Origin of the sequence: Streptomyces sp. NBC_01635 (genome assembly GCF_045209715.1) — a bacterium.
GTDB lineage: Bacteria > Actinomycetota > Actinomycetes > Streptomycetales > Streptomycetaceae > Streptomyces > Streptomyces hirsutus.
Window position 1 is genome coordinate 856,494 of sequence record NZ_CP109277.1, and the last position, 24,581, is coordinate 881,074.

Below are 24,581 nucleotides of genomic sequence, written 5' to 3' on the forward strand. Positions count from 1 at the left end.
GGCCGGTCTCCGTCCGTCCGCGCGGCGCCGGCGGGGGCCTCGGCCCACCACTCCATCGTCCGTCCGTCAAGATGGGTACGCCATTCGAGTGACGGGGCCGGTACCGGTACGTCCCAGGGCCGCCCGGCGGGTCATACGTGTCCGATTCGTTCAAGCGGAGGGAGACGGTGTCCCGCTACCGTCGCTGCGATGAAGAGCACCAGCGGGGAATCGCGCCACATCGGCATCCGCATCGACCGCACCGTCGCCGATGTCTACGCCTATGCGTCACAACCGGCCAACCTGCCCGCATGGGCCCATGGCCTGGGAGGCTCCCTCGAGAGAATCGATGACCGATGGGTCGCGAAGTCCTCCCCCATGGGCCGGGTGGTGGTCGCCTTCGCACCCCGCAATGAATGGGGTGTACTCGACCACGACGTCACGCTGCCTTCGGGGGAGACCGTCCACAACCCGGTCCGGGTGCTCGTCGACGGTTCGGGGAGCGAGGTGGTGTTCACCCTCCGCCGGCAGCCGGGGACGAGCGACGCCGCGTTCGAGCGTGATGCCCGCACCGTCGCCGCCGACCTGGCACGGCTCAAGGAGTTGATGGAGTCCTCCTAGGTACGGGGGCCGCAGAGGAGGGCGAAGCGCGCCGCGTCGATGTTGCCGCCGGAGAGGATCAGTCCGACCTTGTTCGGGAGACGGCCGGCGCGTCCGGTGAGGAGCGCCGCCAAGGGAGTGGCGCCGCTCGGCTCGAGGACGATCTTCAGCCGCTCGAAGGCGAACCGCATGGCGTCCCTGATCTCGTCGTCGCCGACCAGGACGATCCCGTCCAGGAGCCGCTGGTTGACGGAGAAGGTCAGTTCGCCCGGGGTGTGCAGTGCCTGGCCGTCGGCGATGGTGCGCGGGACCGGGACGCTCACGCGGTGGCCCGCCTCCAGGGACCGCTTGGTGTCGTCGCCCGCCTCGGGCTCGACGCCGGTCACCCGCGTCCCGGGGTGCAGGCCCTTGACCGCGGTGGCGCTTCCGGCGATCAGCCCGCCGCCGCCGACCGGTGCGATGAGCACATCCAACTCTCCGGCCTCTTCGATGAGTTCGAGAGCCGCCGTGCCCTGTCCCGCGATGACGTGCGGATGCTCGTAGGGCGGGATGAGCGCCAGGCCGCGCTCTGCGACCAGGGCTTCCGCGACGGCGACCCGATCGCCGGTGTACCGGTCGTACGTGACGATCTCCGCGCCGTACGCCTCGGTGGCCGCCCGCTTCGACGGCGGGGCGTCCTCGGGCATGACGATGACGGCCGTGGTACCGAGTTCCCGCGCGGCCAGGGCGACGGCCTGGGCGTGGTTGCCGGAGGAGTAGGCGGCGATGCCTAGGGACAACTGCTCGGGGGTGAGCCGGGAGGCCGCGTTGTAGGCTCCCCGGAACTTGAAGGCGCCCACGCGCTGGAAGTTCTCGCACTTCAGGTGGACCTCGGCGCCGACCAGCGCGTCCAGAGTGCGGGAGCGCAGCACGGGGGTGCGATGGGCGACACCGGCGAGCCGTTCGGCGGCGGCACGGACGTCGTCGAGGGTGACCGGCGGGGTGGTGGTCGTCACGCGGTGCCTCCGGGGGGAGTCGTGGTCGTGTCGGCTGCGTCCGTGGGATCGGTGGGTGCATCGGCCGTTGCTCTGGCCCGGGAGAGGTAGTGGTAGGCGGAGGCCCGGGAGATGCCGAGCCGGGAAGCGACCTGTTCCACCGCGCGGCGCACGGCGAAGACGCCGCGGGCATCGAGGTCGCGGAACAGCCGTACGCGCTCCGCCCGGTCGAGCTCCGCCCAACTGCGGTGCTGCCGCAGCCGGTGGGCGTCGACGATGGCCTCGACCACGGAATCGATGTCGTCGCCGAAGGTGGTCGTCGGCGGTTGGGCCGGGGCGGCGCCGATCCCGGCGAGCGCTCCGAGCAGGGTGTGCGCCTGACCGACCGCGGTGACGTCGACGTTGACGCACAGGGCTCCGAAGACCGCGCCCGTGGAGTCCCGCAGGACCATGGTGGAGGACTTCACCATGGTCCCGTCGCCGGTCCGGGTGAGGTAGTTGAGCTCGTCGGCCGCCCGGTCGCCCCGGGCGAGCATCCGCATGCCGATCTCGCTCATCGCCCCGCCCACCGTCCGCCCGGTCACCGATCCGGCCACGGCGGCCACCGACCCCTCCGGGTGCCGGTAGTCGTGCAGCACCACCTCGCACACGGGCCCGAAGGTCGCCGCGATCCCTTCGGTCACGGGCGCCAAGGCCGCCAGGATCGCGTCCCGTTCGGCCTCCAGGGCACGGTCGCCGTGCGTGATCCGGGCAGCGGGCATGGGCGGTTCCTCCTCGGCCGACTCAACCTTCTTAGACTATACGTCCAACCTCTGGACCAACAGTCCAGACCGCCGCCCGACCTTCACCCGGCCGGGCGGCGGTACGGTGCCCGGCTCCGGCCGTCACCCGTCGTCGGCCTCACCCAGCCACTGCACCAGTGAGACGCGGGCGCGGGCGACCCGCGAGCGCACCGTGCCGATCGGGCAGCCGGTGACGAGGGCGGCCTCCGCGTAAGGGAGACCGAGCATCTGCGTGAGGACGAACGCCTCCCGCCGGTCGTCGGGGAGCGCGTCCAGCAGTTCCGCGAGGACGACGCCGTCGTCGAAGCCCGGCAGATCACGCGGCTGGTTGCGTTCGACGACCGCCTCCCAGTCCGCCGCGTCCGACAGGCGGGGACGGACGGAGCTGTGACGGATGCCGTCGATCACGGCTCGGCGGGCGATCGCCAGCAGCCAGGTACGGGCCGACGAGCGGCCCTCGAACCGGTGCAGGCTGCTCAGGGCCCGCAGGAACGTGTCCTGAGCCAGGTCGTCGGCGCTCTGCGGGTCGGCGCCGAGGAACGTCACGTAGCGGCGGACGTCCGGGTGCAGAGCACGTACGAAATGCTCCACGGCCTCGGTGTCTCCGCCGCGGGCGGCGAGCGCCCAGGCGGTGATCGACTCCTCTTTCGGCTGTTTCCGTGGGGGGAGCAGGGCAACAGTGCTCACCTGCGACTGTCCTTCCGGGAGTTCCGGCACCGGCGGCCGAATCCGCGTCGGCGCGTCGCGCCGTCGGCGTACGCGGGCAGCGGTACGGCGCGGCCGTGTCCGTGGGACACCGCGGGCGCGACCGGCCCGACGGCCCGACGCGTGCGGCACGACGGTGCCGGTGAGGGGTTGGGTGGCGGCCGGGCACGGAAGCGCGCGGCCGGTGCCCGAAGCGGGAACACCGACGGCCGACGGCTCGACCGTGGTGTCGATCCGTCGGTGCGTCGGGTTCCGGAAGGCTTCGGGGGAACCGGCTGTCGTCAGACGACAGCGACCCCGGCGGGCGGACCCCGAGTGGTGATCGTGTAAGTAAGGAGGAGCCGGCGCGGCACCCGGTCCCGGCCGGCGCGGCGCGCGCGGACGCGTGGGCGGTCCGGCGGTGCGGGCAATCGCAGCAGCAGTCCACGCAGCGGCGCGAACAGTCCGCCGGCGAAGGCCCGCAGGACGCGGAACGCGGCACGTTCGCCCCGCGCGAGCCAGAGGGCGCACACCAGCGCGGCCAGCAGGTGGGCGGCGAGCATCCCGGCCGACGACATGCCGTCCGCGGCCATGGAGTGCACGGCGTGGTCGGCAGGGGCGGAGTACGCGGAATGCGGGCCGTCCGCCGTCCCGCCGCCCATGCCGTGCCCCGTGCCGTCACCCGGGAAGTGGTGGGGCGCGGCGTGCCGACGCATCAGCAGGTTGCCCAGCCCGCGCTCGAGCAACGAACCTCCACCCGCGGGGTCCGGGTGGACCAGTGCCTGGGCGAAGGCGAACAAGGCGTGCAGGGCGGCCTGGGCGGCCACCGCGACGGCACCGACCAGCCACGGCCCGCGCTCCCGGCCGGCCAGGAGCCAGGCGGTGACACCGGTCGCCGCCGCCCCTGCCGCCAGGGCCCACCCGGGCACCGCGGTCTCCGACATCAGGACGTGGCCGAGGGCGGCGAGCAGCACACAGACAGCCGCGAACACCGCGGCCCGTACCGTGCGAGAACACCACCCACTGGTCATGGCGGCCTCATCCTCGCATCCGGATCTCGAGCGTCACGTGAGGGTACGGACATTGTCCTGGTGCCCGACTCAATCGAGGCGACGTGATGCGCATCACGCCACCCTGTCGGCCGGGGCCGTCACCCGGCCGGGGCAGTCGACCCCGCCCGCCGCCCACGCCCCCGCACCCACCCGAACAGGACCAGCGAGCACACGGCGGCGAACGCGCACCAGGTCGAGACGAACTCCAGCCGCCACAGGGTCCAGCAGACGAGCGCGCCCGCACCGGCCAGAACACCGAGGGCCCGCAGGCCGCGGTCGCCGGAGAGCAGCAGGGGCCCGGCGGTGGCCACCAGGTAGCCCGCGACCAGCAGCGGGGCGTACGACAGGTCCACGACGTAACCGATGGTGCGGCCGCGGATCTCCGCCCGCACGGGACGCGTGGTGAGGACGCGTCCGAGGACCGCCGCCGTCACGGCCCCGGCGACGAGGGGCAGCATCAGCCTGCGCAGCGCGTCCCGTCGCGCGTCCTTCGGCGCGGCGCACAGCACGCCCACCGGCACCCAGAGCGCCAACAGCGGCAGGGCGACGACCGCCCACAGCAGCACGGCCGGGCCCGTCCCTCCGTCCGAGGCCCAGACCGCCGCCTCGATCATCTGGTGCACGCCGAGCAGCAGCGGCAGCGCGGCGAGCGGAAGGTCACCGGTGCGGCCCGTCCGCAGCGCGCGGGCCGCACAGGCCGTCCCGACCGCCGCGATCCCGGCGCCCGCCACGAGGTCGGCCTCCGCACTCCAGCACATCGCTCCGCCCTCGGGTCACCCGCAGGAAAGCCCCATCCTCGCGAAACCGGTGCGACCGGACAGCAGCGACACGGCGGCGCGCTCCCCCGTCCCCGCACCCGTCCGTCCCCACACCGCCTACCCGGTGCGCTCCCAGCCCCGGCGGGGCGTGCGGGTGCCGAGGGCGGTGTCACGGCTGCGGTAGACGATGTACGGGCGGGTGAGGTAGCCGAGGGGGGCGGTGAGCATGTGGACGAGACGGGTGAAGGGCCAGGCGGCGAAGAGCAGCAGGGCGCTGAGGACGTGCAGCTGGAACAGCACCGGGGCACCGGTCATCAGGGCCGGATCGGGCTGGAGGGAGAAGAGGGAGCGGAACCAGGGGGAGATGGTCTCGCGGTAGTCGTAGCCGCCGCCGGCGATGTTCGCGGCCACCGTGGCGGCGAGGCCGAGCACGATGGTCGCGGTGAGGGAGACGTACATGGCCTTGTCGTTGCGGGTGGTGGCGGAGAAGACCGGTCCGACGGTGCGCCGCCGGTAGATCAGGATGGCGATCCCGCCGAGGGTGGCGACGCCGGCGATGGTGCCGAGCACGACCGCGCCGACGTGGTACATGTGCTCGCTCACTCCGATGGCCTCGGTCCAGCTCTTGGGGATGAGCAGGCCGCCGATGTGACCGAGCAGCACGACCAGGATGCCGAAGTGGAACAGCGGGCTGCCGATGCGCAGCAGCCGCCGCTCGTAGAGCTGGCTGGACCTCGCGCACCAGCCAGCTCCTCGAGCACCGCCGGCTGCGCTGGGGCAGCCCGTTGTTCCACCTGGGCGCTTTCATGGTGATCGCCGGGCATGTGGTGGGGCTCGCCGTGCCGGCCTCATGGACCGAGGCCGTCGGCGTCGACGGGCACGTGTACCACACCGTGGCCGTCTGGGCGGGCTCGGTGGCCGGCGTCGCCATGGTGGCGGGGCTCGGCATGCTGTGCGCCCGGCGGCTGCTGAGCCGGCGTATCCGGCTCGGCACCGACCGCAGCGACAAGCTGCTCTTCCCGCTGCTGTCCGCCACCGTCCTGCTGGGCATCACCGCCACCGCCGCGCACAACGTCTTCGGCGCCGGTTACGACTACCGGTCCACCGTCTCGGTCTGGTTCCGGGGCCTGTTCGGCCTCACCCCGAAGCCGGAGGCGATCACCGACGCCCCGCTGCTGTTCCAGCTGCACGCCCTGACCGCCTGCCTGCTCTTCGCGGCCTGGCCGTTCACCCGCCTCGTCCACGTGTGGAGCGCGCCGGTCGGGTACCTCGTCCGGCCGTATCTGGTCTACCGGCGCGGGAATGCGCCGACGGCAGCGTCGCAGGCCACCTCGCGCCCCTCCGGCACGTCCGGCTCCCGGCCCGCCGTACGGCCGTGAGCGGCCAGCCTCCCTCCTCCGCGCCGGCACCCGCCGCCGTCCGGCGTCCGGCGTCCGGCGTCCGGCGTCCGCACACCGTGGGCGCCGGCCGGCGGACCGGCCTGGTGCTGCTGCTCACCGGGCTCGCCGGCCGGCTCGCCTCCTTCCGGCTCACCGTGGACGACCGGCGGCTGCTCCGGAACCCCGCCTACCGGCCGCCGTGCGACCTCAGCCCCGTGGTGAGCTGCGGCAGCGTCATGTCCAGCCCGCAGGGCAGCCTGTTCGGCTTCCCCGACATGCTCCTCGGACTGGGCGCGTTCGCCGCCGTGGCCGCCCTGGGCGTCGCCGCTTTCACCGGGGGACTGTGGCTCACGCTGGGCGCCGGGGCGCTGGCCAGGGTGGTCTTCGTCCACTGGCTGATCGTGCAGTCCCTCTACGAGCTGAACAAGCTCTGCTCCTACTGCGCCGTGGTCCGGGTCGTCACCACCGCCCTGTTCTGGTACGTCGCCGTGCACTGCCTGGACCGGGGCCTCGTCCCGGCGCCCCGGCTGGTGCGGGAGGTCGTCCGGGACACGCACGGGATGCTGCTCGGCGCCTGGTACGCCCTGCTCGCCGTGCTCGTCCTCACCCGCTTCTGGTCGTACTGGAGCACCTTGCCGTAGCCCTCGGTTCCCCCGGAGCGTCACCGGGCCGGATGCGCGGATCCTCGCCGGTCAGTACGGTGGCTTCCTGGTGTGTGACCTTGAACGGAGTGACCCGCCCGAGGACGGCACGGGTCACCGGGCGGTGGAGGCGGCGACATGGCCGGCAAGAAGGCGGCGAAGCTGCCCCGTGAGGCGTACGAGAGCGAGCTGCTGCGTCTGCAGACGGAGCTGGTGAAGCTCCAGGAGTGGGTGCGGACGGAGGGGGCCCGGCTGGTCGTCGTCTTCGAGGGCCGGGACGCCGCGGGCAAGGGCGGCACCATCAAACGGGTCACCGAGCACCTCAACCCGCGCGTGGCACGGATCGCGGCCCTGCCCAAGCCGACCGAGCGCCAGCGCACCCAGTGGTACTTCCAGCGGTACGTCGAGCATCTGCCGGCCGCCGGTGAGATCGTGCTGTTCGACCGGTCCTGGTACAACCGCGCCGGCGTGGAGCGGGTCATGGGGTTCTGCACGAAGGAGGAGTACCAGCGTTTCCTGCACCAGTGCCCGATCTTCGAGCGGATGCTGGTGGAGGACGGGATCCTGCTGCGCAAGTACTGGTTCTCGGTGAGCGACACCGAGCAGGAGGCACGGTTCCGCAAGCGACGGGAGGATCCGCTGCGCCGCTGGAAGCTGTCGCCGATGGACCTCGAGTCGATCACCCGCTGGGAGGTGTACTCCCGGGCCAAGGACTCGATGCTGGTGCACACCGACATCCCCGAGGCGCCGTGGTACGTCGTGGAGAGCGACGACAAGCGCCGCGCGCGACTGAACATGATCGCCCATCTGCTGAGCACGGTGCCCTACCCGCAGGTGGAGCCGCCGGTCATCGAACTGCCGGAGCGCCCGCCGTCCACCGGCTACCAGCGTCCGCCCCGCGACCTGCAGACCTACGTCCCCGATCACGCGGCCACCCTCTGACCCGGTGTCCGGGTGGCCGGCGGGGGTAGCCGGGTGAGGCCCCCCGGCCGCTCTGGCACGCACGCCCTTCCTGCATGATCGGTGGTGGCCCCTCGACCTTCACGGCGGGGAGGCGACTCACCGAACCGAAGGAGATGGCCTTGTCCATCTGGGAGGCACTGGCGGTCTTCGCCGCCGGAATCGGCGCCGGCACCATCAACACCATCGTCGGCTCGGGCACGCTGATCACGTTTCCCGTCCTGCTCGCCACCGGGCTGCCCCCGGTGACCGCCACCGTGTCCAACGCTCTCGGGCTGATCCCCGGCTCGGTCAGCGGCGCCATAGGCTACCGGGCGGAGCTCAAGGGCCAGCGCCGTCTGGTCCTGCGGCTCGGCGTGGCCGCGGCGGTCGGCGGACTCACCGGGGCGATGCTGCTGCTCGCGCTCCCCGAGACCGCCTTCGAGACGATCGTCCCCGTGCTGGTCGCGCTCGCGCTGGTCCTCGTCGTGCTCCAGCCCCGTATCTCCGCCCGCGTCCAGCGCCGCCGTGCGCGCACGGGCACGGTCACCAAGACCGACGGCGGCCCCGCCCTCTTCGGCGGCCTCCTGCTCGCCAGCGTCTACGGCGGCTACTTCACGGCGGCCCAGGGGATCATCTACCTCTCCCTGATGGGCATCCTGCTCGAGGACACCCTCCAGCGCCTGAACGCCGTCAAGAACGTCCTCGCCGCCGTCGTGAACAGCATCGCGGCCCTGTTCTTCCTGTTCGTCGCCGACTTCGACTGGACCGCCGTGCTGCTCATCGCCGTGGGCTCGGCGATCGGCGGCCAGGTCGGCGCGAAGGTCGGACGCCGGCTTCCCCCGCCCGTCCTGCGGACCTTCATCGTCGTCGTCGGCACGTTCGCCATCGTCCAACTGCTCCTGCGCTGAACCGGCGGGAGCCGGATGCCACCGGTCACGGGTCACCGCGGCACGGGGCCGAGGCCGACACCCTTCCGTCACAGGGGCGTCGGCCTCGGCATGTCGCCCGCGCCGTGCCTCAGTCCTCGCCCTCCAGGTCGCCCTCCGTCTCCAGGTACACCTTCCGCAGCGCGTCGAGAACCGCCGGGTCGGGCTTCTCCCACATGCCGCGCGACTCGGCCTCCAGCAGCCGCTCCGCGATGCCGTGCAGAGCCCAGGGGTTGGCCTGCTGCAGGAACTCGCGGTTGGCCGGGTCCAGGACGTAGGTCTCGGTGAGCTTGTCGTACATCCAGTCGGCGATGACCCCCGTGGTGGCGTCGTAGCCGAACAGGTAGTCCACGGTGGCGGCGAGCTCGAAGGCGCCCTTGTAACCGTGGCGGCGCATCGCCTCGATCCACTTCGGGTTGACCACCCGGGCGCGGAAGACGCGCGAGGTCTCCTCCACCAGGGTTCGGGTGCGGACCGTCTCGGGGCGGGTGGAGTCGCCGATGTACGCCTCGGGCGCGGTGCCGCGCAGGGCGCGGACGGCGGCGACCATGCCTCCGTGATACTGGAAGTAGTCGTCCGAGTCGGCGATGTCGTGCTCGCGGGTGTCGGTGTTCTTGGCGGCCACCGCGATCCGCTTGTACGCCGTCTCCATCTCGTCGCGGGCCGGGCGGCCGTCCAGTTCGCGGCCGTAGGCGTATCCGCCCCAGACGGTGTAGACCTCGGCGAGGTCGGCGTCGGTGCGCCAGTCGCGGGAGTCGATGAGCTGGAGCAGGCCGGCGCCGTAGGTGCCCGGACGGGAGCCGAAGATGCGGGTGGTGGCCCGGCGTTCGTCGCCGTGTTCGGCGAGGTCGGCCTGGACGTGGGCGCGGACGTGGTTGGCCTCGGCGGGCTCGTCCAGGGACGCCGCCAGACGCACGGCGTCGTCCAGCAGGCCGACGGTGTGCGGGAACGCGTCGCGGAAGAAGCCCGAGATGCGCAGGGTGACGTCGATGCGGGGGCGGCCCAGCTCGTCGTACGGGATGGCCTCCAGGCCCGTGACACGGCGGGAGGCGTCGTCCCAGACGGGGCGGATGCCCAGCAGGGCGAGGGCCTCGGCGACGTCGTCCCCGGCGGTGCGCATGGCGCTGGTGCCCCACAGGGAGAGCCCGACCGAGGTGGGCCAGTCGCCGTTGTCCGTGCGGTAGCGCTCCAGGAGGGAGTCCGCGAGGGCCTGGCCGGTCTCCCAGGCGAGGCGGGAGGGGATGGCCTTGGGGTCGACCGAGTAGAAGTTGCGGCCGGTCGGCAGGACGTTGACCAGACCGCGCAGCGGGGAGCCGGACGGGCCCGCGGGGACGAACCCGCCGTTCAGGGCGTGGACCGTGTGGTCGATCTCGGCAGTGGTGGCCGCGAGCCGCGGGACGACCTCGCGGGCGGCGAACTCCAGGACGGCGGCGACCTGTTCGCCGTGCTCGGTGGGCACGGCGGCCGGGTCCCAGTCGGCGTCCTCCATCGCCTGGACCAGGGCGCGGGCCTGCTCCTCCGCCGCGTCGGCCGTGGTGCGGGTGGCGGCGGACTCGTCGAGACCGAGGGCCTCGCGCAGGCCGGGCAGGGCGGTGACGCCGCCCCAGATCTGGCGGGCGCGCAGGATCGCCAGGACGAGGTTGACCCGGTCGGCGCCGGCGGGCGGGGTACCGAGGACGTGCAGGCCGTCGCGGATCTGGGCGTCCTTGACCTCGCACAGCCAGCCGTCGACGTGCAGGATCATGTCGTCGAAGCCGTCGTCGTCGGGGCGGTCGTCCAGGCCGAGGTCGTGGTCCAGCTTGGCGGCCTGGATCAGGGTCCAGATCTGGGCGCGGATCGCCGGGAGCTTGGCCGGGTCCATGGCGGCGATCTGGGCGTACTCGTCGAGGAGTTGTTCCAGGCGCGCGATGTCGCCGTAGGAGTCGGCGCGGGCCATCGGGGGGACGAGGTGGTCGACGAGGGTGGCGTGGACCCGGCGCTTGGCCTGGGTGCCCTCGCCCGGGTCGTTGACCAGGAAGGGGTAGACGAGGGGGAGGTCGCCGAGGGCGGCGTCGGGGCCGCAGGCGGCGGACAGGCCGGCGTTCTTGCCCGGCAGCCACTCCAGGTTGCCGTGCTTGCCGAGGTGGATCATGGCGTCCGCGCCGAAGCCTCCGTCCTCGGCCCGCGCGGCGATCCAGCGGTAGGCGGCGAGGTAGTGGTGGGAGGGCGGCAGGTCGGGGTCGTGGTAGATGGCGATGGGGTTCTCGCCGAAGCCGCGCGGGGGCTGGATGAGGATCAGCAGGTTGCCGCGGCGCAGGGCGGCGAGGACGATGTCGCCCTCCGGGTTGCGGCTGCGGTCGAGGAACATCTCGCCCGGCGCCGGGCCCCAGTGCTCCTCGACGGCCGTGCGCAGTTGTCCGGGGAGGGTGGCGTACCAGCGCTTGTAGTCGGCGGCCGGGATGCGCACCGGGTTGCGGGCGAGCTGTTCCTCGGTGAGCCAGTCCTGGTCGTGGCCGCCCGCCTCGATCAGCGCGCGGATCAGTTCGTCGCCGTCCCCGGAGGCCAATCCCGGGACGTCGGTGTCGCCGAAGTCGTATCCCTCGTCCCGCAGCCGGCGCAGCAGGGCCACCGCGCTGGCGGGGGTGTCCAGGCCGACCGCGTTGCCGATGCGGGAGTGCTTGGTCGGGTAGGCGGACAGGACCAGGGCCAGGCGCTTGTCCGCGGCCGGGATGTGCCGCAGGCGGGCGTGGCGCACGGCGATGCCGGCCACGCGGGCGGCGCGCTCGGGGTCGGCGACGTAGGCCGGGAGGCCGTCGGCGTCGATCTCCTTGAAGGAGAACGGCACGGTGATCAGGCGGCCGTCGAACTCGGGCACGGCGATCTGACTGGCGGCGTCCAGCGGGGAGACGCCCTCGTCGTTCTCCTCCCAGACGGTGCGGGAGCCGGTCAGGCACAGGGCCTGGAGGATCGGCACGTCCAGGGTGGTGAGTGCGCCCGCGTCCCAGGACTCGTCGTCGCCGCCGGCGGACGCCTCGGCGGGCTTGGTGCCGCCGGCCGCGAGGACGGTCGTGACGATGACGTCCGCCGCGCGCAGTTCCTCGATCAGTTCGGGTTCGGGGGCGCGCAGGGAGGCCACGTACAGCGGCAGGGGCCGCCCGCCCGCGTTCTCCACGGCGTCGCACAGGGCGTGGACGAAGGCGGTGTTGCCGCTCATGTGATGGGCGCGGTAGTAGAGCACGGCGACGGTCGGGCCGTCGGTGTCCTCGCGGGGTGTGCGCTCCAGCGGGCCCCAGGTGGGCGCGGGCGCGGGCGCCTCGAAGCCGTGGCCGGTGAGCAGGACCGTGTCGGACAGGAAGCGGGCGAGCTGCTCAAGGTTGGCGGGTCCGCCGTGGGCGAGATAGGCGTGCGCCTCCGCGGCGATGCCGACGGGAACCGTGGAGGCGGCCATCAGCTGGGCGTCGGGGGCCTGTTCACCGGTGAGGACGACGACCGGACGGCCGTCGGCGAGCAGCAGGTCGAGGCCTTCCTCCCAGGCGCGCAGTCCGCCGAGGAGACGTACGACGACCAGGCCGACACCCTCGAGGAGCGCGGGCAGGTCGTCGAGCGGGAGGCGGGAGGGGTTGGCGAAGCGGTAGGGCACCGGGCCGTCGGCCGCTCGGGCGCTGAGCAGGTCCGTGTCGGACGTCGACAGGAGCAGGATGCGGGGGTGCGTCGAGTGCTCCCCGGACGAATGCGGCATGCGTCGGCCGGCCTTCCTCGGGGTCCGCGCCCCGGGTGGTGAGGTTGGGGTCTCTCCTGCTCTGGGGGCACCTCCCAGCGGTAGCTGGGGGAGGAGCCGAGAGCTTGGGGAAGGGAGTTCCTGACTCGTCCGGCCTCCTGGTGGCCGGACTCACAGTGGCGGGACCGCGCCGGATTCGCACCGGGCTTCCTCCCCTGTCGCCGTCGTGGCGATGGCGGATCTGATGATCCGCCGAGAATCATAGTAAGGGTCGGGGGAAGAGGGCAGGGCTCGGACGCCGTGTGACGGTCGGTATGCTCGCCGCCATGTCCACGGCTCCCCTCCCTCCGTCGTCCCAGGCCACAGTGGTCTCACGGGACCGTGGTGACGCCTGTCCGGGGTCGTTGCGGCTGCACACCGCGGACGACGGGGCGCTGGCCCGGGTCCGGGTGCCCGGCGGGGTGCTCACCGTGGCGCAGGCCGAGGCGCTCGTGGACGCGGCCGGTCGACTGGGCGACGGCGAACTGCATCTGACCTCGCGCGGCAATGTGCAGGTGCGTGGGCTGCGCGACGACTGCGGCGCCCGGCTCGCCGGGGTACTGGACGCGGCCGGACTCCTCCCCTCACCCGGGCACGAACGGACACGCAACATCGTCGCCTCACCGCTGTCCGGCCTCGACGGACGGGGTGTCCGGGATGTGCGGCCGTGGTTGTCGGCCCTGGACGAATCGCTGTGCGCGAGCGGGGCGGCGCGGGCGCTGTCCGGGCGGTTCCTGTTCGCGCTCGACGACGGGCGCGGCGATGTCGCCGGACTCGGCGCCGATGTGACCGTGCGTGCGGTCGACGACGGCGCACTGCTCACCGTCGGCTCGGCGGACGAGGCCCTGCGGGTGTCCGAGGACGAGGCGGCCCGTGCCGCGCTGCTCGCCGCCGAGGTGTTCCTCGACGTGCTGCGGGAGACCGGGGCACGGGTCTGGCGGGTCGACGAACTGGACCTCTCCCCGGGTGAGTTGACGCAGGCGGTCGGCTCCCGCCTGACCGCCGCCGGCATCGGCTGCGTTCCGGCGCCGAACGACCGCACCACAACGGAGGGTCCGCCTCCGGGGGTGATCGGGTCGGCTCTGTCCGTCCATGTCCCCCTGGGACGTCTCACGTCCCGTCAATGGCGGACCGTGACCCGGGTGGCCGCCGAAGTCCGGTCGGGCGAACTGCGCCTGACACCGTGGCGCGGCATTGTCGTCCCCGCCCCCGGGGCGAACGCGGCGGCAGCGGCCGACGCACTGGCCCGTCTCGCCGGCACCGGCCTGGTCACCGACGCCTCCTCCCCCTGGCTGCGCGTCGGTGCCTGCATCGGCCGGCCGGGGTGCGGCAGGTCGCGTTCCGACGTGCGGGCGGACGCGGCCGACGCCCTCGCCGACGCGGGCCGCTCCCCCCTTCCGTTGTACTGGTCCGGCTGCGAGCGGCGCTGCGGCCACCCCCGGGGCGACCGGATCGACGTGGTCGCCGCCCCGGAGGGCGGCTACCGGATCGACGTGGCCGCCCAGGGGCGGCCGGCGCGCACCGCCGCCCTGGACGATCCCTCCCACCTCGCCGCCGCCCTGGCGGCACTCACCTCATGAGCCGTACGACGACCGAGAGCAGCGAGAAGAACACCGTGACCACCTACGACTACGAGAAGGACGGCGCGGCCATCTACCGCCAGTCCTTCGCCACCATCCGCGCGGAGGCGGACCTCGCGGCTCTGCCCGCCGACGTCAGCCAGGTCGCGGTCCGGATGATCCACGCCTGCGGCATGGTCGACCTCGTCCGCGACATCGGTCACACCCCCGGTGTGGTGGCCCGCGCACGCGAGGCCCTGCGCGGCGGGGCTCCGATCCTCTGCGACGTGCAGATGGTGGCCAGCGGCGTGACCCGCAAGCGGCTGCCCGCCGGCAACGACGTGCTGTGCACCCTCTCCGACCCGGCCGTGCCGGAGCTGGCGGCGAAGCTCAGTACCACGCGCAGCGCCGCCGCGCTGGAGTTGTGGCGCGACCGTCTGGAGGGCGCCGTGGTCGCCGTCGGCAACGCGCCCACCGCGCTCTTCCGCCTCCTGGAGATGATCGAGGAGGGGGCGCCGAGGCCGGCCGCCGTCATCGGCGTGCCCGTCGGCTTCATCGGCGCGGCCGAGTCCAAGGACGCCCTGGCCGCCCACCCCTCGGGCCTGGAACACCTGGTCGTCCGAGGCCGTCGCGGAGGCAGCGCCATCGCCGCCGCCGCTCTCAACGCGATTGCGAGCGAGGAAGAATGAGCGGCAAGCTGTACGGGGTCGGGCTTGGTCCCGGCGACCCGTCCCTGATGACCGTACGGGCCGTCGAGGCCATCGCCGGGGCGGACGTGATCGCCTACCACAGTGCCCGCCACGGCCGGTCCATCGCCCGCTCCATCGCGGCGAAGCACATACGGGCCGACCACGTCGAGGAACCGCTGGTCTACCCCGTCACCACCGAGACCACCGACCACCCCGGCGGCTACCAGGGCGCCATGGACGACTTCTACGCCGAGGCGTCGGCCCGGCTCGCCGCCCACCTGGACGCGGACCGGACGGTCGCCGTCCTCGCCGAGGGCGACCCGCTCTTCTACGGCTCCTACATGCACATGCACAAGCGGCTCGCGCACCGCTACGACACCGAGGTGATCCCCGGTGTCACGTCGGTCTCCGCCGCCGCGGCCCGCCTGGGCACCCCGCTCGCCGAGGGCGAGGAGGTGCTGACCATCCTGCCGGGCACGCTGCCCGAGGAGGAGCTGACCGCCCGGCTCGCCGCGACGGACGCGGCCGTGGTGATGAAGCTGGGGCGCACCTTCCCCAAGGTGCGCCGGGCGATGGAGCGTGCCGGGCGGCTCGAGGCGGCCCGGTACGTCGAGCGGGCCACCATGGCCGGGGAACGCCTTGCCGAACTCGCCGACGTGGAGGCCGAGTCCGTGCCGTACTTCTCGGTGGCCGTGCTGCCGAGCCAGGTCGACGCCGGGCCCGCCGCCCGGAAGCCGGGCTCCGTCGGTGAGGTCGTCGTGGTCGGCACCGGGCCGGCCGGGCCGCTGTGGCTGACGCCCGAGTCGCGCGGCGCCCTCGCCGCCGCCGACGACCTGGTCGGCTACACCACCTACCTGGACCGTGTGCCCGTACGGGCCGGTCAGCGCCGCCACGGCTCGGACAACCGGGTCGAGGCCGAGCGCGCCGAGTTCGCGCTGCGACTCGCCCTGCAGGGAAGCAGGGTGGCCGTCGTGTCCGGCGGCGACCCCGGCGTCTTCGCCATGGCCACGGCCGTGCTCGAGGCCGCCTCGGCCCAGGAGTACACGGACGTGCCGGTGCGGGTGCTGCCCGGCGTGACCGCGGCCAACGCGGCCGCCGCCCGTGCGGGCGCCCCGCTCGGCCACGACTACGCCACCGTCTCCCTGTCCGACCGTCTCAAGCCGTGGGAGGTCATCGCCGAGCGGCTGCGCGCCGCCGCCGCCGCCGATCTGGTACTGGCCCTGTACAACCCCGGGTCGCGCAGCCGGACCTGGCAGGTCGGCAAGGCCCGCGACCTGCTGCTGGAGCACCGGGCGCCGGACACGCCCGTCGTCGTGGCGCGGGACGTGGGCGGCGCCGGCGAGCAGGTGCGGATCGTCCGGCTGGCGGACCTGGACCCGGCCGAGGTCGACATGCGCACGGTCCTGCTGGTCGGTTCCTCGCAGACCCGGGTCGTGCGGCGGGGGGACGGCGAGGAGGTCGTCTGGACGCCCCGCCGCTATCCGGAGGCGTGAGGGCCGCGGCGGTTCAGCCGGCGTCGGGGTGCGCACACCGCGCGTATGCCTCCCGGACCCGCTGGACCGCCTGCCGGGGCTCGGCCACGACGCTCACTCCCCCGGGCGCCGGCGGCCTGCGCACCACGACCACGGGCACCCCCGCCTCACGGGCGGCCGTCAGTTTCGGTGCGGTGGCCGCTCCCCCGCTGTCCTTGGTGACCACGACGTCGATCCGGTGCCGACGCAGCAGTTCGCGCTCCCCGTCGAGGGTGAACGGTCCGCGGTCGAGCAGCACCTCCATGCGGGGCGGATGCGGCGCCTCGGGCGCGTCCACGGACCGTACGAGGAACCACAGGTCGTCCAGGGGGGCGAAGGCGGCCAGGCCCGTCCGGCCAGTGGTGAGGAAGACCCGCCGGCCGAGCGCGGGCAGCAGCCCCGCGGCCTCGGTCAGGGAACCGGCCTCGTGCCAGCTGTCCCCCTCGACCGGCAGCCAGCCGGGACGTCGCAGCGCGAGCAGGGGAACACGGGTGGCGGCGGCGGCCCGTGCCGCGTTGAAGCTGATCGTGCCGGCGAAAGGGTGGGTCGCGTCGATGAGCAGGTCCACCCCGTGCCCGCGCAGCCATGCGGCGAGCCCGTCGGCCCCTCCGAAGCCGCCGACGCGCACCTCGCCGGGCGGTGTGCGGGGTGCGGCCACCCGTCCCGCCAGGGAGTTCGTCACGCGCAGCGACGGCAGGGGTTCGGCCGCCAGCAGTTCGGCGAGGCGGCGGGCCTCGGTGGTGCCGCCGAGGATCAGCACGTGCACGGCAGTTCCGTTCCCTTCATTCGGTTCCCTTCCCCCGAGCGAGACATGAGCAGCGACGCATGAGCAGCAAGGTCGAGGGCGGCCGCAGCGCCCAACTCAAGCACACGGGTCTGCGGCCCGGCTGGACCACCGGCGCCTGCGCGACCGCGGCCACGACCGCCGCGTACACCGCGCTGCTCACCGGCGATTTTCCCGACCCGGTGACGATCGCGCTGCCGAAGGGGCAGACGCCGTCGTTCGCGCTGGCCGTCGAGGAACTGACGGACTCTTACGCCATGGCGGGGATCGTCAAGGACGCCGGCGACGACCCGGACGTCACGCACGGGGCGCTGGTCCGGGCGACGGTGCGGCGGCTTCCCGCCGGGGCGGGGGTCGTGTTCCGGGCGGGGCCCGGGGTGGGCACGGTCACCCGTCCCGGCCTGCCGCTGCCCGTCGGCGAACCGGCCGTCAACCCGGTGCCCCGGCAGATGATGCGCGACCACGTCGCCCGCGTCGCCGGGCGGTACGGCGGCAGCGGCGACGTCGAGATCACCGTCTCCGTCGACGACGGCGAGGAGATCGCCCGCTCCACCTGGAACCCGCGGCTCGGCATCCTCGGCGGGCTGTCCATCCTCGGTACCACCGGGATCGTGGTCCCCTACTCGTGTTCGGCGTGGATCGACTCGATCCGCCGGGGTGTGGACGTGGCGCGGGCGGCGGGGCGCACGCACGTGGCCGGGTGCACCGGCTCCACCTCGGAGAGGACCGTCGTCGCCGAGTACGGCCTGCCCGAGGACGCTCTGCTGGACATGGGCGACTTCGCGGGTGCCGTGCTGAAGTACGTCCGACGCCATCCGGTGGACCGTCTCACCGTCTGCGGAGGCTTCGCCAAACTCTCCAAGCTCGCCGCCGGCCACCTCGACCTGCATTCCGCCCGCTCCCAGGTCGACAAGGGGTTCCTCGCCCGGCTGGCCCGGCGCGGCGGCGCGGACGAGGCCCTCGGCACCGAGGTGGCGGACGCCAACACCGGCCTCGCCGCACTCCAGCTCTGCCAGGCGGCCGGGGTGCCGCTGGGCGACCTGGTCGCGACGGCGGCCCGCGACGAGGCGCTGGCCGTGCTGCGCGGGGCGCCGGTCGCGGTCGACGTGATCTGCGTCGACCGGGCGGGAACGGTGGTGGGCCGCAGTTCCGTGGCCTGAGAAAGGCGGGTCCGGCCGCCGGCCGAGCCGACGGGCCGGATCCGCTGCGACCGGGAGGGCCCGGCCCGCCTGCCGGGACGTCCGGCTCAGCAGGTGTGCCTCTCCCGCTCGGGCGAGTACAGGTGGCTGTCGCGGAACTGCTCCGCTCCCAGCGTCCGCCCGACCATGATCACAGCCGTCCGCAGCACTCCCGCGTCCTTGACCTTCCCGGCGATGTCGTCGAGCGTGCCGCGGATGATCAGCTCCTCGGGGCGGGAGGCGTACGCGACGACGGCGGCGGGGCAGTCGGCGCCGTAGTGCGGCAGCAGTTCGTCGACCACGCGGTCCGCGTACTTCGCCGCCAGGTGCAGCACGATCAGCGCGCCGCTGCGGCCGAGGGTGGCCAGGTCCTCGCCCTCCGGCATGGCGGTCGCCCGGTTGGCGACCCTGGTGAGGATGACGGTCTGCCCGACCGTCGGCACGGTCAGCTCCCGCTTCAGCGAGGCCGCCGCCGCGGCGAAGGCCGGCACGCCCGGGACGACCTCGTAGGGCACCCCTGCCGCGTCCAGCCGCCGCATCTGCTCGGCGACCGCGCTGAACACGGACGGGTCCCCGGAGTGCAGCCGGGCCACGTCCTGGCCCTCCTGGTGCGCCCGGAGCAGCTCGGCCGTGATCTCGTCCAGATTGAGCTGCGCGGTGTCCACCAGCCGTGCGTCGGGCGGGCATTCGGCCAGCAGTTCGCGCGGCACCAGGCTGCCCGCGTACAGACAGACCCCGCAGGCGGCGAGCGTACGGGCGCCGCGCACGGTGATCAGGTCGGCGGCGCCGGGTCCGGCACCGATGAAGTACACGGTCATGTGTCTGCTCCCGCTGTTCCTGCTACGGCTTCTGACGAGTCGGATGTCTTGTGTACCGCCCACTGGGTCACCGGCATCGCCTGCCGCCACCCGGTGAAGCCGCCCACGGGCACGGCGTGCGCCACCGCCAGCCGCACCAGCTCGCCTCCGTGCCGCCGTCGGGCGTCGGCCAGCAGCGCCTCGGACTCCAGCGTGACGGTGTTGGCCACCAGCCGCCCGCCCGCGGGGAGCGCTTCCCAGCACGCGTCCAGCAGTCCGGGGGCGGTGAGCCCGCCGCCGACGAAGACGGCGTCCGGCCGCGGGAGTCCGGCGAGGGCCGCGGGCGCCGCGCCGGTCACCACCCGCAGCCCCGGCACGCCGAGCCGTTCCGCGTTGCGGACGATCCGCTCGGCACGGACGGGGTCGCGTTCGACGGTGACTGCCCGGCAGGCGGGGTGCGTACGCATCCACTCGACGGCGATCGAACCGGATCCGCCGCCGACGTCCCACAGCAGTTCGCCGGGGGCGGGGGCCAGGGCGCCGAGCGTGACGGCGCGGACATGGCGCTTGGTGAGCTGCCCGTCGTGTTCGTACGCCTCGTCCGGGAGCCCTGGTACGGCGCCGAGGCGCAGGGCGCCGGGAGCGCGGCGGCACGCGACGGCGACGACGTTGAGGGGGTCGGAGCCGTCCCCCGGGTGCGGCGGTGGCCAGTCGTCGGCGGAGGTCTCCCCGGTCGTCCGTTCCCTGTCGCCGCCGAGCTGTTCCAGCACCCGCATCCGGCTCGGCCCGAAGCCGCGGTCCCGCAGCAGGGCGGCGACCTCGCCGGGGGTGGCGGCGTCCGCGCTGAGCACGAGCAGCCGCCGGCGGTCGTGCAGGGCGGCGGCCAGGCGTGCGGTGGGCCGTCCCACGAGCGTGACGACCTCGGTGTCCTCCAGGGGCCAGCCGAGGCGGGCGCAGGCGTAGGAGACGGACGAGGGGTGCGGCAGGACGTGCACGGAGCCGGCGCCGAGCACCTCGGCGAGGGTGCGCCCGATGCCGTAGAACAGGGGATCCCCGCTGGCCAGGACGGCGATCCGGCGACCGGCGTGGGCGGCGAGCAGGCCGGGGACCGCGGGCCGCAGCGGGGAGGGCCAGGGGACCCGGTCCCCGCCGCATTCCGGGGGCAGCAGGTCCAGTTGGCGGGGAGCGCCGATCACCACGTCCGCCCCGAGCAGAGCCTTCCGCGAGGTGCCGGGGATTCCCTCCCAGCCGTCGGCGCCGATACCGACGACGGTCACTGCGGCGGTCGGTGCGGGTCGGGCGGCGGTCACTGCTCGGTACCTCGGGGGTCGGGAGGACATCGGAGACGCACTCTACGGGGCGACGGCCTGCGCGGAGTCACTCGGGTGCACCTCGCCGAAGACCCTGTCGCTCCCTGTCCGCAACCACGCCACCACGCGTCACGTGCGGGACGGGCGGGCGGCATCGGTGCCGTCGCCGTCACCGCCGGGCCGGGCCCGCCCCGGGCGCCCTGCCGGGCGTGCGGCGTGCGGCGGGCGTCACACACACGAGGAGAACAAGATCACAACCGCACCCGATGTGCTCATCTGCCAACCTGCCCTAGCATCCGAGCATGACGGTCCTGCCTGACGACGGACTCTCCCTGGCGGCCGAGTTCCCTGACGCGACGCACGAACAATGGCGGCACCTGGTGACCGGCGTGCTGCGCCGGTCGGGCAGGGACGTGCCGGACGCCGAGGCGGAGCATGCCCTGTCCACCGCGCTGGAGGACGGGCTGCGCGCCCGTCCCTTGTACACCGCGCGCGATCTCGCGCCCGATCCCGGTCTTCCGGGCTTTCCCCCCTTCGTGCGCGGTGGCCGCGCCGAGGGGAACACGGCGGGCGGCTGGGACGTGCGCCAGCGGCACACAGTGGCCGGCCGAGGTGCGGTGCCGGCCGATCTGGAGAACGGTGTCACCTCTCTGTGGCTGGTCGTCGGCGAGTCCGCCGGCATCCCGGTCGCCGCACTCGGCAGCGCCCTCGAGGGCGTGCACCTCGACCTGGCACCCGTCGTCCTGGACGCGGGCGCCGAGACCGGGCCGGCCGCGGCGGAGCTGCTGCGGCTCTACGCGGAGCAGGGTGTCGCCGGCGAGGCGGCGCGCGGCAACCTGGGCGCCGACCCGCTGGGCCACGAGGCCCGCACCGGCCGGCCGTACGACACCGCGCCCGTGGCCGAGCTGGCCCGGTCGTGCGCGGCGCGCCACCCGGGGCTGCGGGCGCTGACCGTGGACGCGCTGCCCTACCACGAGGCCGGGGGCTCGGCGGCGCAGGAGCTGGGCTGTTCCCTGGCGACCGGCGTCGCCTACCTGCGCGACCTGACCGCCGCCGGGCTGGACACGGTGCAGGCCCTGGGGCAGCTGGAGTTCCGGTACGCGGCGACCGCGGACCAGTTCCTGACCGTCGCCAAGCTGCGCGCCGCGCGCCGGCTGTGGGCCCGGGTGGCCGACGTCTGCGGGGCGCCCCGGGCCGGTGCGCAGCTTCAGCACGCGGTGACGTCGCCGGTGATGATGACGCGCCGCGACCCGTGGGTGAACATGCTGCGCACCACGGTCGCCACCCTGGCCGCCGGGGTCGGCGGCGCCGACGCGGTGACCGTGCTGCCGTTCGACGACGCGCTGGGCCTTCCGGACGCCTTCGCCCGCCGTATCGCCCGCAACACCTCCACCGTCCTCATCGAGGAGTCGCATCTGACCCGGGTGATCGACCCCGCGGGCGGGTCCTGGTACGTGGAGCGACTGACCGACGAACTCGCCCACGCCGCCTGGGAGTTCTTCCAGGAGATCGAGCGGGCGGGCGGGCAGGCGGCCGGTCTGCGCTCCGGCATGGTCGGCGAGCGGCTGGCACGGACCTGGTCCGTGCGCAGCGCGAAGCTGGCAAAGCGGCGGGAGCCGGTCACCGGGGTCAGCGAGTTCCCTCACCTGGCCGAGAAGCCGGTGGTACGCGAGCGGGCGCCCGAGCCGCCGTCCGGAGGGCTCCCCCGGGTGCGGCGGGACGATGCGTTCGAGGCGCTGCGCGCCCGTTCCGACGCCCATCTGGCCGCGACCGGTGCCCGTCCCCGTGTCCACCTGGCCGCGCTCGGCCCGGCGTCGGCACACACCGGCCGGCTCGCCTTCGCCGCCAACCTCTTCCAGGCCGGTGGCATCGAGCCCGTCACCGACGGCACGTTCGAGGAGAGCGGGGCGCGAGAGGTGTGCCTGTGCTCCAGTGACGCCGTGTACGAGGAGCAGGCCGGGGCCGCCGCCTCGGCCCTGCGCGAGGCGGGCGCCGGGCACGTGTTCCTCGCGGGCCGTCCGGGGCCGTACCCGGGTGTGGACACCTATGTCTTCGCCGGCTGCGACGTCGTCGCCGTGCTCTCCGCCGCGCTCGACCGTATGGGAGTGTCCTGATGTCCATCCCCGACTTCTCGGCGATCGAGCTGGGAGCGCCGGCCGCCGCCGTGGGCCCGGACGAGTGGCGTACGGCGTTCGAGAAGGCCGCCGGCGGGGACGACCTGTTGTGGGAGACCCCCGAGGGCATCACGGTCGGGCCGCTGTACACGGGGCGGGATCTGGAGGGCGTGGACTTCCTGGGCACCTTCCCGGGCATCGCCCCGTACCTGCGCGGTCCGTACCCCACGATGTACGTCAATCAGCCGTGGACGATCCGTCAGTACGCGGGGTTCTCCACGGCCGAGGAGTCGAACGCCTTCTACCGCCGCAACCTGGCGGCCGGCCAGAAGGGCCTGTCGGTCGCCTTCGACCTGCCCACCCACCGCGGCTACGACAGCGACCATCCGCGCGTCACCGGTGACGTCGGGATGGCGGGCGTGGCGATCGACTCGATCTACGACATGCGGCAGCTCTTCGACGGCATCCCGCTGGACCGCATGACGGTGTCGATGACGATGAACGGCGCCGTGCTGCCCGTGCTCGCGCTGTACATCGTCGCGGCGGAGGAACAGGGTGTGCCGCCGGAGAAACTGGCGGGGACCGTCCAGAACGACATCCTCAAGGAGTTCATGGTCCGCAACACCTACATCTATCCGCCGAAGCCGTCGATGCGGATCATCTCCGACATCTTCGCGTTCACCTCGCAGCGGATGCCGCGCTACAACTCCATCTCCATCTCGGGTTACCACATCCAGGAGGCCGGTGCGACGGCGGACCTGGAGCTGGCGTACACCCTCGCCGACGGGGTGGAGTACATCCGGGCCGGACGGGAGGCGGGCCTGGACGTGGACGCCTTCGCGCCCCGGCTGTCGTTCTTCTGGGCGATCGGCATGAACTTCTTCATGGAGATCGCCAAGTTGCGTGCGGCGCGCCTGCTGTGGGCCAAGCTGGTCGGGCAGTTCGACCCGAAGAACGCCAAGTCGCTCTCGCTGCGCACCCATGCGCAGACGTCCGGCTGGTCGCTGACGGCTCAGGACGTGTTCAACAACGTCACGCGCACGTGCGTGGAGGCGATGGCGGCCACTCAGGGCCACACCCAGTCGCTGCACACCAACGCCCTCGACGAGGCGCTGGCACTGCCCACCGACTTCTCGGCGCGCATCGCCCGCAACACCCAGCTGCTGATCCAGCAGGAGTCCGGCACGACGCGGGTGATCGACCCGTGGGGCGGCAGCGCGTACGTGGAGAAGCTGACGTACGACCTCGCCCGCCGGGCCTGGCAGCACATCCAGGAGGTGGAGCGGGCGGGCGGCATGGCGCAGGCGATCGACGCGGGCATCCCCAAGCTGCGCGTGGAGGAGGCCGCGGCCCGCACCCAGGCGCGGATCGACTCCGGGCGCCAGCCGGTGATCGGCGTCAACAAGTACCGGGTGGAGACCGACGAGCAGATCGACGTGCTCAAGGTCGACAACTCCTCCGTGCGCACGCAGCAGATCGCCAAGCTGCGGCGGCTGCGCGAGGAGCGGGACGAGACCGCCTGCCGGGACGCTCTCGACGCCCTCACCCGGGCCGCCGGCGGCGAGGGCAATCTGCTGGAACTGGCGGTGCGGGCGGCTCGCGCGAAGGCCACCGTCGGGGAGATCTCGGACGCCCTGGAGAAGGTGTACGGACGGCACGCGGGCCAGATCCGTACGATCTCCGGTGTGTACCGCAACGAAGCAGGCGAGTCGCCGCACGTGGACCGCACCCGGGAGGTGGTCGACGCCTTCGCCGAGGCCGAGGGCCGCCGGCCGCGCATCCTGGTCGCCAAGATGGGCCAGGACGGCCACGACCGCGGCCAGAAGGTGATCGCCACCGCGTTCGCCGACCTCGGCTTCGACGTGGACGTCGGCCCGCTGTTCCAGACCCCGGCCGAGGTGGCCCGGCAGGCCGTCGAGGCGGACGTGCACATCGTCGGGGTGTCCTCGCTGGCCGCCGGTCACCTCACCCTCGTCCCGGCGCTGCGCGAGGCGCTGGCCGAGGAGGGGCGCGAGGACATCATGGTCGTCGTCGGTGGGGTGATCCCCCCGCAGGACGTGCCGACGCTGCTGGAGATGGGCGCGGCGGCGGTGTTCCCGCCCGGCACGGTGATCCCCGACGCCGCCCGCGACCTGGTGGCACGGCTGGCGGCCGGCCTCGGACACGGCGACCTGTGAGCCGGTGAC

General features: G+C 73.5%; 19 protein-coding genes, 2 pseudogenes and 1 riboswitch. Of the genes and pseudogenes, 11 read left to right on the forward strand and 10 right to left on the reverse strand.

Annotated features, from left to right (window positions below):
• Nucleotides 1-189: 189 nt before the first annotated feature.
• Nucleotides 190-600 (forward strand): SRPBCC family protein, encoded by a 411-nt coding sequence (locus OHB56_RS04260; protein WP_406351676.1) that lies wholly within the window; start codon nucleotides 190-192, stop codon nucleotides 598-600.
• On the opposite strand, the gene OHB56_RS04265 is transcribed toward OHB56_RS04260, so the two are convergent.
• The 6 genes and pseudogenes from OHB56_RS04265 to narI (OHB56_RS04290) all read right to left on the reverse strand — a co-directional run.
• A complete protein-coding gene (locus OHB56_RS04265; RefSeq protein WP_406351678.1) occupies nucleotides 597-1,574 on the reverse strand; it encodes a threonine/serine dehydratase in 978 nt (325 codons plus the stop codon). The two genes, OHB56_RS04260 and OHB56_RS04265, sit on opposite strands and share 4 nt — an antisense overlap.
• On the reverse strand, nucleotides 1,571-2,314 hold the full coding sequence (locus OHB56_RS04270) for a transcriptional regulator (RefSeq protein ID WP_406351680.1): 744 nt from the start codon (nucleotides 2,312-2,314) through the stop codon (nucleotides 1,571-1,573). Before OHB56_RS04270 ends, OHB56_RS04265 begins: the two co-directional genes overlap by 4 nt.
• A gap of 123 nt (nucleotides 2,315-2,437) precedes the next feature.
• Nucleotides 2,438-3,022, reverse strand: a complete 585-nt coding sequence (locus OHB56_RS04275) for a sigma-70 family RNA polymerase sigma factor (protein ID WP_406351682.1) — start codon at nucleotides 3,020-3,022, stop codon at nucleotides 2,438-2,440.
• 299 nt (nucleotides 3,023-3,321) lie between these two features.
• A complete protein-coding gene (locus tag OHB56_RS04280) occupies nucleotides 3,322-4,050 on the reverse strand; it encodes a hypothetical protein (RefSeq protein WP_406351684.1) in 729 nt (242 codons plus the stop codon).
• Nucleotides 4,051-4,169: 119 nt separating this feature from the next.
• Nucleotides 4,170-4,829: a DUF6629 family protein gene (locus OHB56_RS04285; protein WP_406351686.1), complete on the reverse strand. Its 660-nt coding sequence runs from the start codon at nucleotides 4,827-4,829 to the stop codon at nucleotides 4,170-4,172.
• Between the two features lie 117 nt (nucleotides 4,830-4,946).
• Nucleotides 4,947-5,576 (reverse strand): annotated as a pseudogene (gene narI, locus OHB56_RS04290) (respiratory nitrate reductase subunit gamma); the annotation flags it as partial.
• Between narI (OHB56_RS04290) and narI (OHB56_RS04295) the strand changes: the two are divergent.
• The 4 genes and pseudogenes from narI (OHB56_RS04295) to OHB56_RS04310 form a co-directional block, all read left to right on the forward strand.
• Nucleotides 5,555-6,208 (forward strand): annotated as a pseudogene (gene narI / locus OHB56_RS04295) (respiratory nitrate reductase subunit gamma); the annotation flags it as partial. The pseudogenes narI (OHB56_RS04290) and narI (OHB56_RS04295) overlap by 22 nt on opposite strands.
• A complete protein-coding gene (locus tag OHB56_RS04300; RefSeq protein ID WP_406351688.1) occupies nucleotides 6,205-6,849 on the forward strand; it encodes a vitamin K epoxide reductase family protein in 645 nt (214 codons plus the stop codon). The pseudogene narI (OHB56_RS04295) and the gene OHB56_RS04300, both read left to right, overlap by 4 nt.
• A 138-nt stretch (nucleotides 6,850-6,987) precedes the next feature.
• Nucleotides 6,988-7,791 carry a polyphosphate kinase 2 gene (ppk2, locus tag OHB56_RS04305; RefSeq protein ID WP_326756452.1) on the forward strand — a complete coding sequence of 268 codons (804 nt, stop codon included), beginning with the start codon at nucleotides 6,988-6,990 and terminating at the stop codon, nucleotides 7,789-7,791.
• A gap of 134 nt (nucleotides 7,792-7,925) precedes the next feature.
• Nucleotides 7,926-8,699: a sulfite exporter TauE/SafE family protein gene (locus OHB56_RS04310; protein ID WP_406351690.1), complete on the forward strand. Its 774-nt coding sequence runs from the start codon at nucleotides 7,926-7,928 to the stop codon at nucleotides 8,697-8,699.
• 109 nt (nucleotides 8,700-8,808) lie between these two features.
• On the opposite strand, the gene cobN is transcribed toward OHB56_RS04310, so the two are convergent.
• Nucleotides 8,809-12,435: a cobaltochelatase subunit CobN gene (cobN, locus tag OHB56_RS04315; RefSeq protein WP_406351691.1), complete on the reverse strand. Its 3,627-nt coding sequence runs from the start codon at nucleotides 12,433-12,435 to the stop codon at nucleotides 8,809-8,811.
• A gap of 90 nt (nucleotides 12,436-12,525) precedes the next feature.
• Nucleotides 12,526-12,675: riboswitch (cobalamin riboswitch) on the reverse strand.
• Between the two features lie 53 nt (nucleotides 12,676-12,728).
• Between cobN and cobG the strand changes: the two genes are divergently transcribed.
• Genes cobG through OHB56_RS04330 form a run of 3 tightly spaced genes read left to right on the forward strand, consistent with a single transcriptional unit; the run spans nucleotide 12,729 to nucleotide 16,194 of the window.
• The gene (gene cobG, locus OHB56_RS04320) at nucleotides 12,729-14,033 is read left to right on the forward strand and encodes a precorrin-3B synthase (RefSeq protein WP_406358920.1); all 1,305 of its coding nucleotides are present in this window, start codon (nucleotides 12,729-12,731) and stop codon (nucleotides 14,031-14,033) included.
• A complete protein-coding gene (locus OHB56_RS04325; protein ID WP_406351693.1) occupies nucleotides 14,030-14,701 on the forward strand; it encodes a precorrin-8X methylmutase in 672 nt (223 codons plus the stop codon). Before cobG ends, OHB56_RS04325 begins: the two co-directional genes overlap by 4 nt.
• Entirely contained in the window at nucleotides 14,698-16,194 is a 1,497-nt protein-coding gene (locus tag OHB56_RS04330; protein ID WP_326756447.1) for a precorrin-2 C(20)-methyltransferase, read from the forward strand. Before OHB56_RS04325 ends, OHB56_RS04330 begins: the two co-directional genes overlap by 4 nt.
• A gap of 13 nt (nucleotides 16,195-16,207) precedes the next feature.
• On the opposite strand, the gene OHB56_RS04335 is transcribed toward OHB56_RS04330, so the two are convergent.
• Nucleotides 16,208-16,978, reverse strand: coding sequence for a cobalt-precorrin-6A reductase (locus OHB56_RS04335; RefSeq protein WP_406351695.1), 771 nt, complete (start codon nucleotides 16,976-16,978; stop codon nucleotides 16,208-16,210).
• A gap of 59 nt (nucleotides 16,979-17,037) precedes the next feature.
• On the opposite strand from OHB56_RS04335, the gene OHB56_RS04340 reads away from it, so the two are divergent.
• Nucleotides 17,038-18,156, forward strand: coding sequence for a cobalt-precorrin-5B (C(1))-methyltransferase (locus tag OHB56_RS04340; protein ID WP_406351697.1), 1,119 nt, complete (start codon nucleotides 17,038-17,040; stop codon nucleotides 18,154-18,156).
• Nucleotides 18,157-18,242: 86 nt separating this feature from the next.
• On the opposite strand, the gene cobM is transcribed toward OHB56_RS04340, so the two are convergent.
• Nucleotides 18,243-18,992 carry a precorrin-4 C(11)-methyltransferase gene (cobM, locus tag OHB56_RS04345; RefSeq protein WP_326756444.1) on the reverse strand — a complete coding sequence of 250 codons (750 nt, stop codon included), beginning with the start codon at nucleotides 18,990-18,992 and terminating at the stop codon, nucleotides 18,243-18,245.
• Entirely contained in the window at nucleotides 18,989-20,311 is a 1,323-nt protein-coding gene (cbiE, locus tag OHB56_RS04350; protein WP_406351699.1) for a precorrin-6y C5,15-methyltransferase (decarboxylating) subunit CbiE, read from the reverse strand. Before cbiE ends, cobM begins: the two co-directional genes overlap by 4 nt.
• A 272-nt stretch (nucleotides 20,312-20,583) precedes the next feature.
• Here cbiE and OHB56_RS04355 point away from each other — a divergent pair, with 272 nt between their 5' ends.
• Nucleotides 20,584-22,395, forward strand: a complete 1,812-nt coding sequence (locus OHB56_RS04355; RefSeq protein WP_406351701.1) for a methylmalonyl-CoA mutase family protein — start codon at nucleotides 20,584-20,586, stop codon at nucleotides 22,393-22,395.
• Entirely contained in the window at nucleotides 22,395-24,572 is a 2,178-nt protein-coding gene (gene scpA, locus OHB56_RS04360; RefSeq protein ID WP_326756441.1) for a methylmalonyl-CoA mutase, read from the forward strand. The genes OHB56_RS04355 and scpA overlap by 1 nt, the downstream gene beginning before the upstream one ends.
• Nucleotides 24,573-24,581: the final 9 nt, after the last annotated feature.

Coding starts and splice junctions, on each gene's coding strand:
- OHB56_RS04260 (WP_406351676.1), top strand. CDS start 190: ATGAAGAGCACCAGCGGGGAATCGCGCCACATCGGCATCCGCATCGAC.
- OHB56_RS04270 (WP_406351680.1), bottom strand. CDS start 2,314: ATGCCCGCTGCCCGGATCACGCACGGCGACCGTGCCCTGGAGGCCGAA.
- OHB56_RS04280 (WP_406351684.1), bottom strand. CDS start 4,050: ATGACCAGTGGGTGGTGTTCTCGCACGGTACGGGCCGCGGTGTTCGCG.
- OHB56_RS04285 (WP_406351686.1), bottom strand. CDS start 4,829: ATGTGCTGGAGTGCGGAGGCCGACCTCGTGGCGGGCGCCGGGATCGCG.
- ppk2 (WP_326756452.1), top strand. CDS start 6,988: ATGGCCGGCAAGAAGGCGGCGAAGCTGCCCCGTGAGGCGTACGAGAGC.
- OHB56_RS04310 (WP_406351690.1), top strand. CDS start 7,926: ATGGCCTTGTCCATCTGGGAGGCACTGGCGGTCTTCGCCGCCGGAATC.
- cobN (WP_406351691.1), bottom strand. CDS start 12,435: ATGCCGCATTCGTCCGGGGAGCACTCGACGCACCCCCGCATCCTGCTC.
- cobG (WP_406358920.1), top strand. CDS start 12,729: ATGCTCGCCGCCATGTCCACGGCTCCCCTCCCTCCGTCGTCCCAGGCC.
- OHB56_RS04325 (WP_406351693.1), top strand. CDS start 14,030: ATGAGCCGTACGACGACCGAGAGCAGCGAGAAGAACACCGTGACCACC.
- OHB56_RS04330 (WP_326756447.1), top strand. CDS start 14,698: ATGAGCGGCAAGCTGTACGGGGTCGGGCTTGGTCCCGGCGACCCGTCC.
- OHB56_RS04340 (WP_406351697.1), top strand. CDS start 17,038: ATGAGCAGCAAGGTCGAGGGCGGCCGCAGCGCCCAACTCAAGCACACG.
- cobM (WP_326756444.1), bottom strand. CDS start 18,992: ATGACCGTGTACTTCATCGGTGCCGGACCCGGCGCCGCCGACCTGATC.
- cbiE (WP_406351699.1), bottom strand. CDS start 20,311: ATGTCCTCCCGACCCCCGAGGTACCGAGCAGTGACCGCCGCCCGACCC.
- OHB56_RS04355 (WP_406351701.1), top strand. CDS start 20,584: ATGACGGTCCTGCCTGACGACGGACTCTCCCTGGCGGCCGAGTTCCCT.
- scpA (WP_326756441.1), top strand. CDS start 22,395: ATGTCCATCCCCGACTTCTCGGCGATCGAGCTGGGAGCGCCGGCCGCC.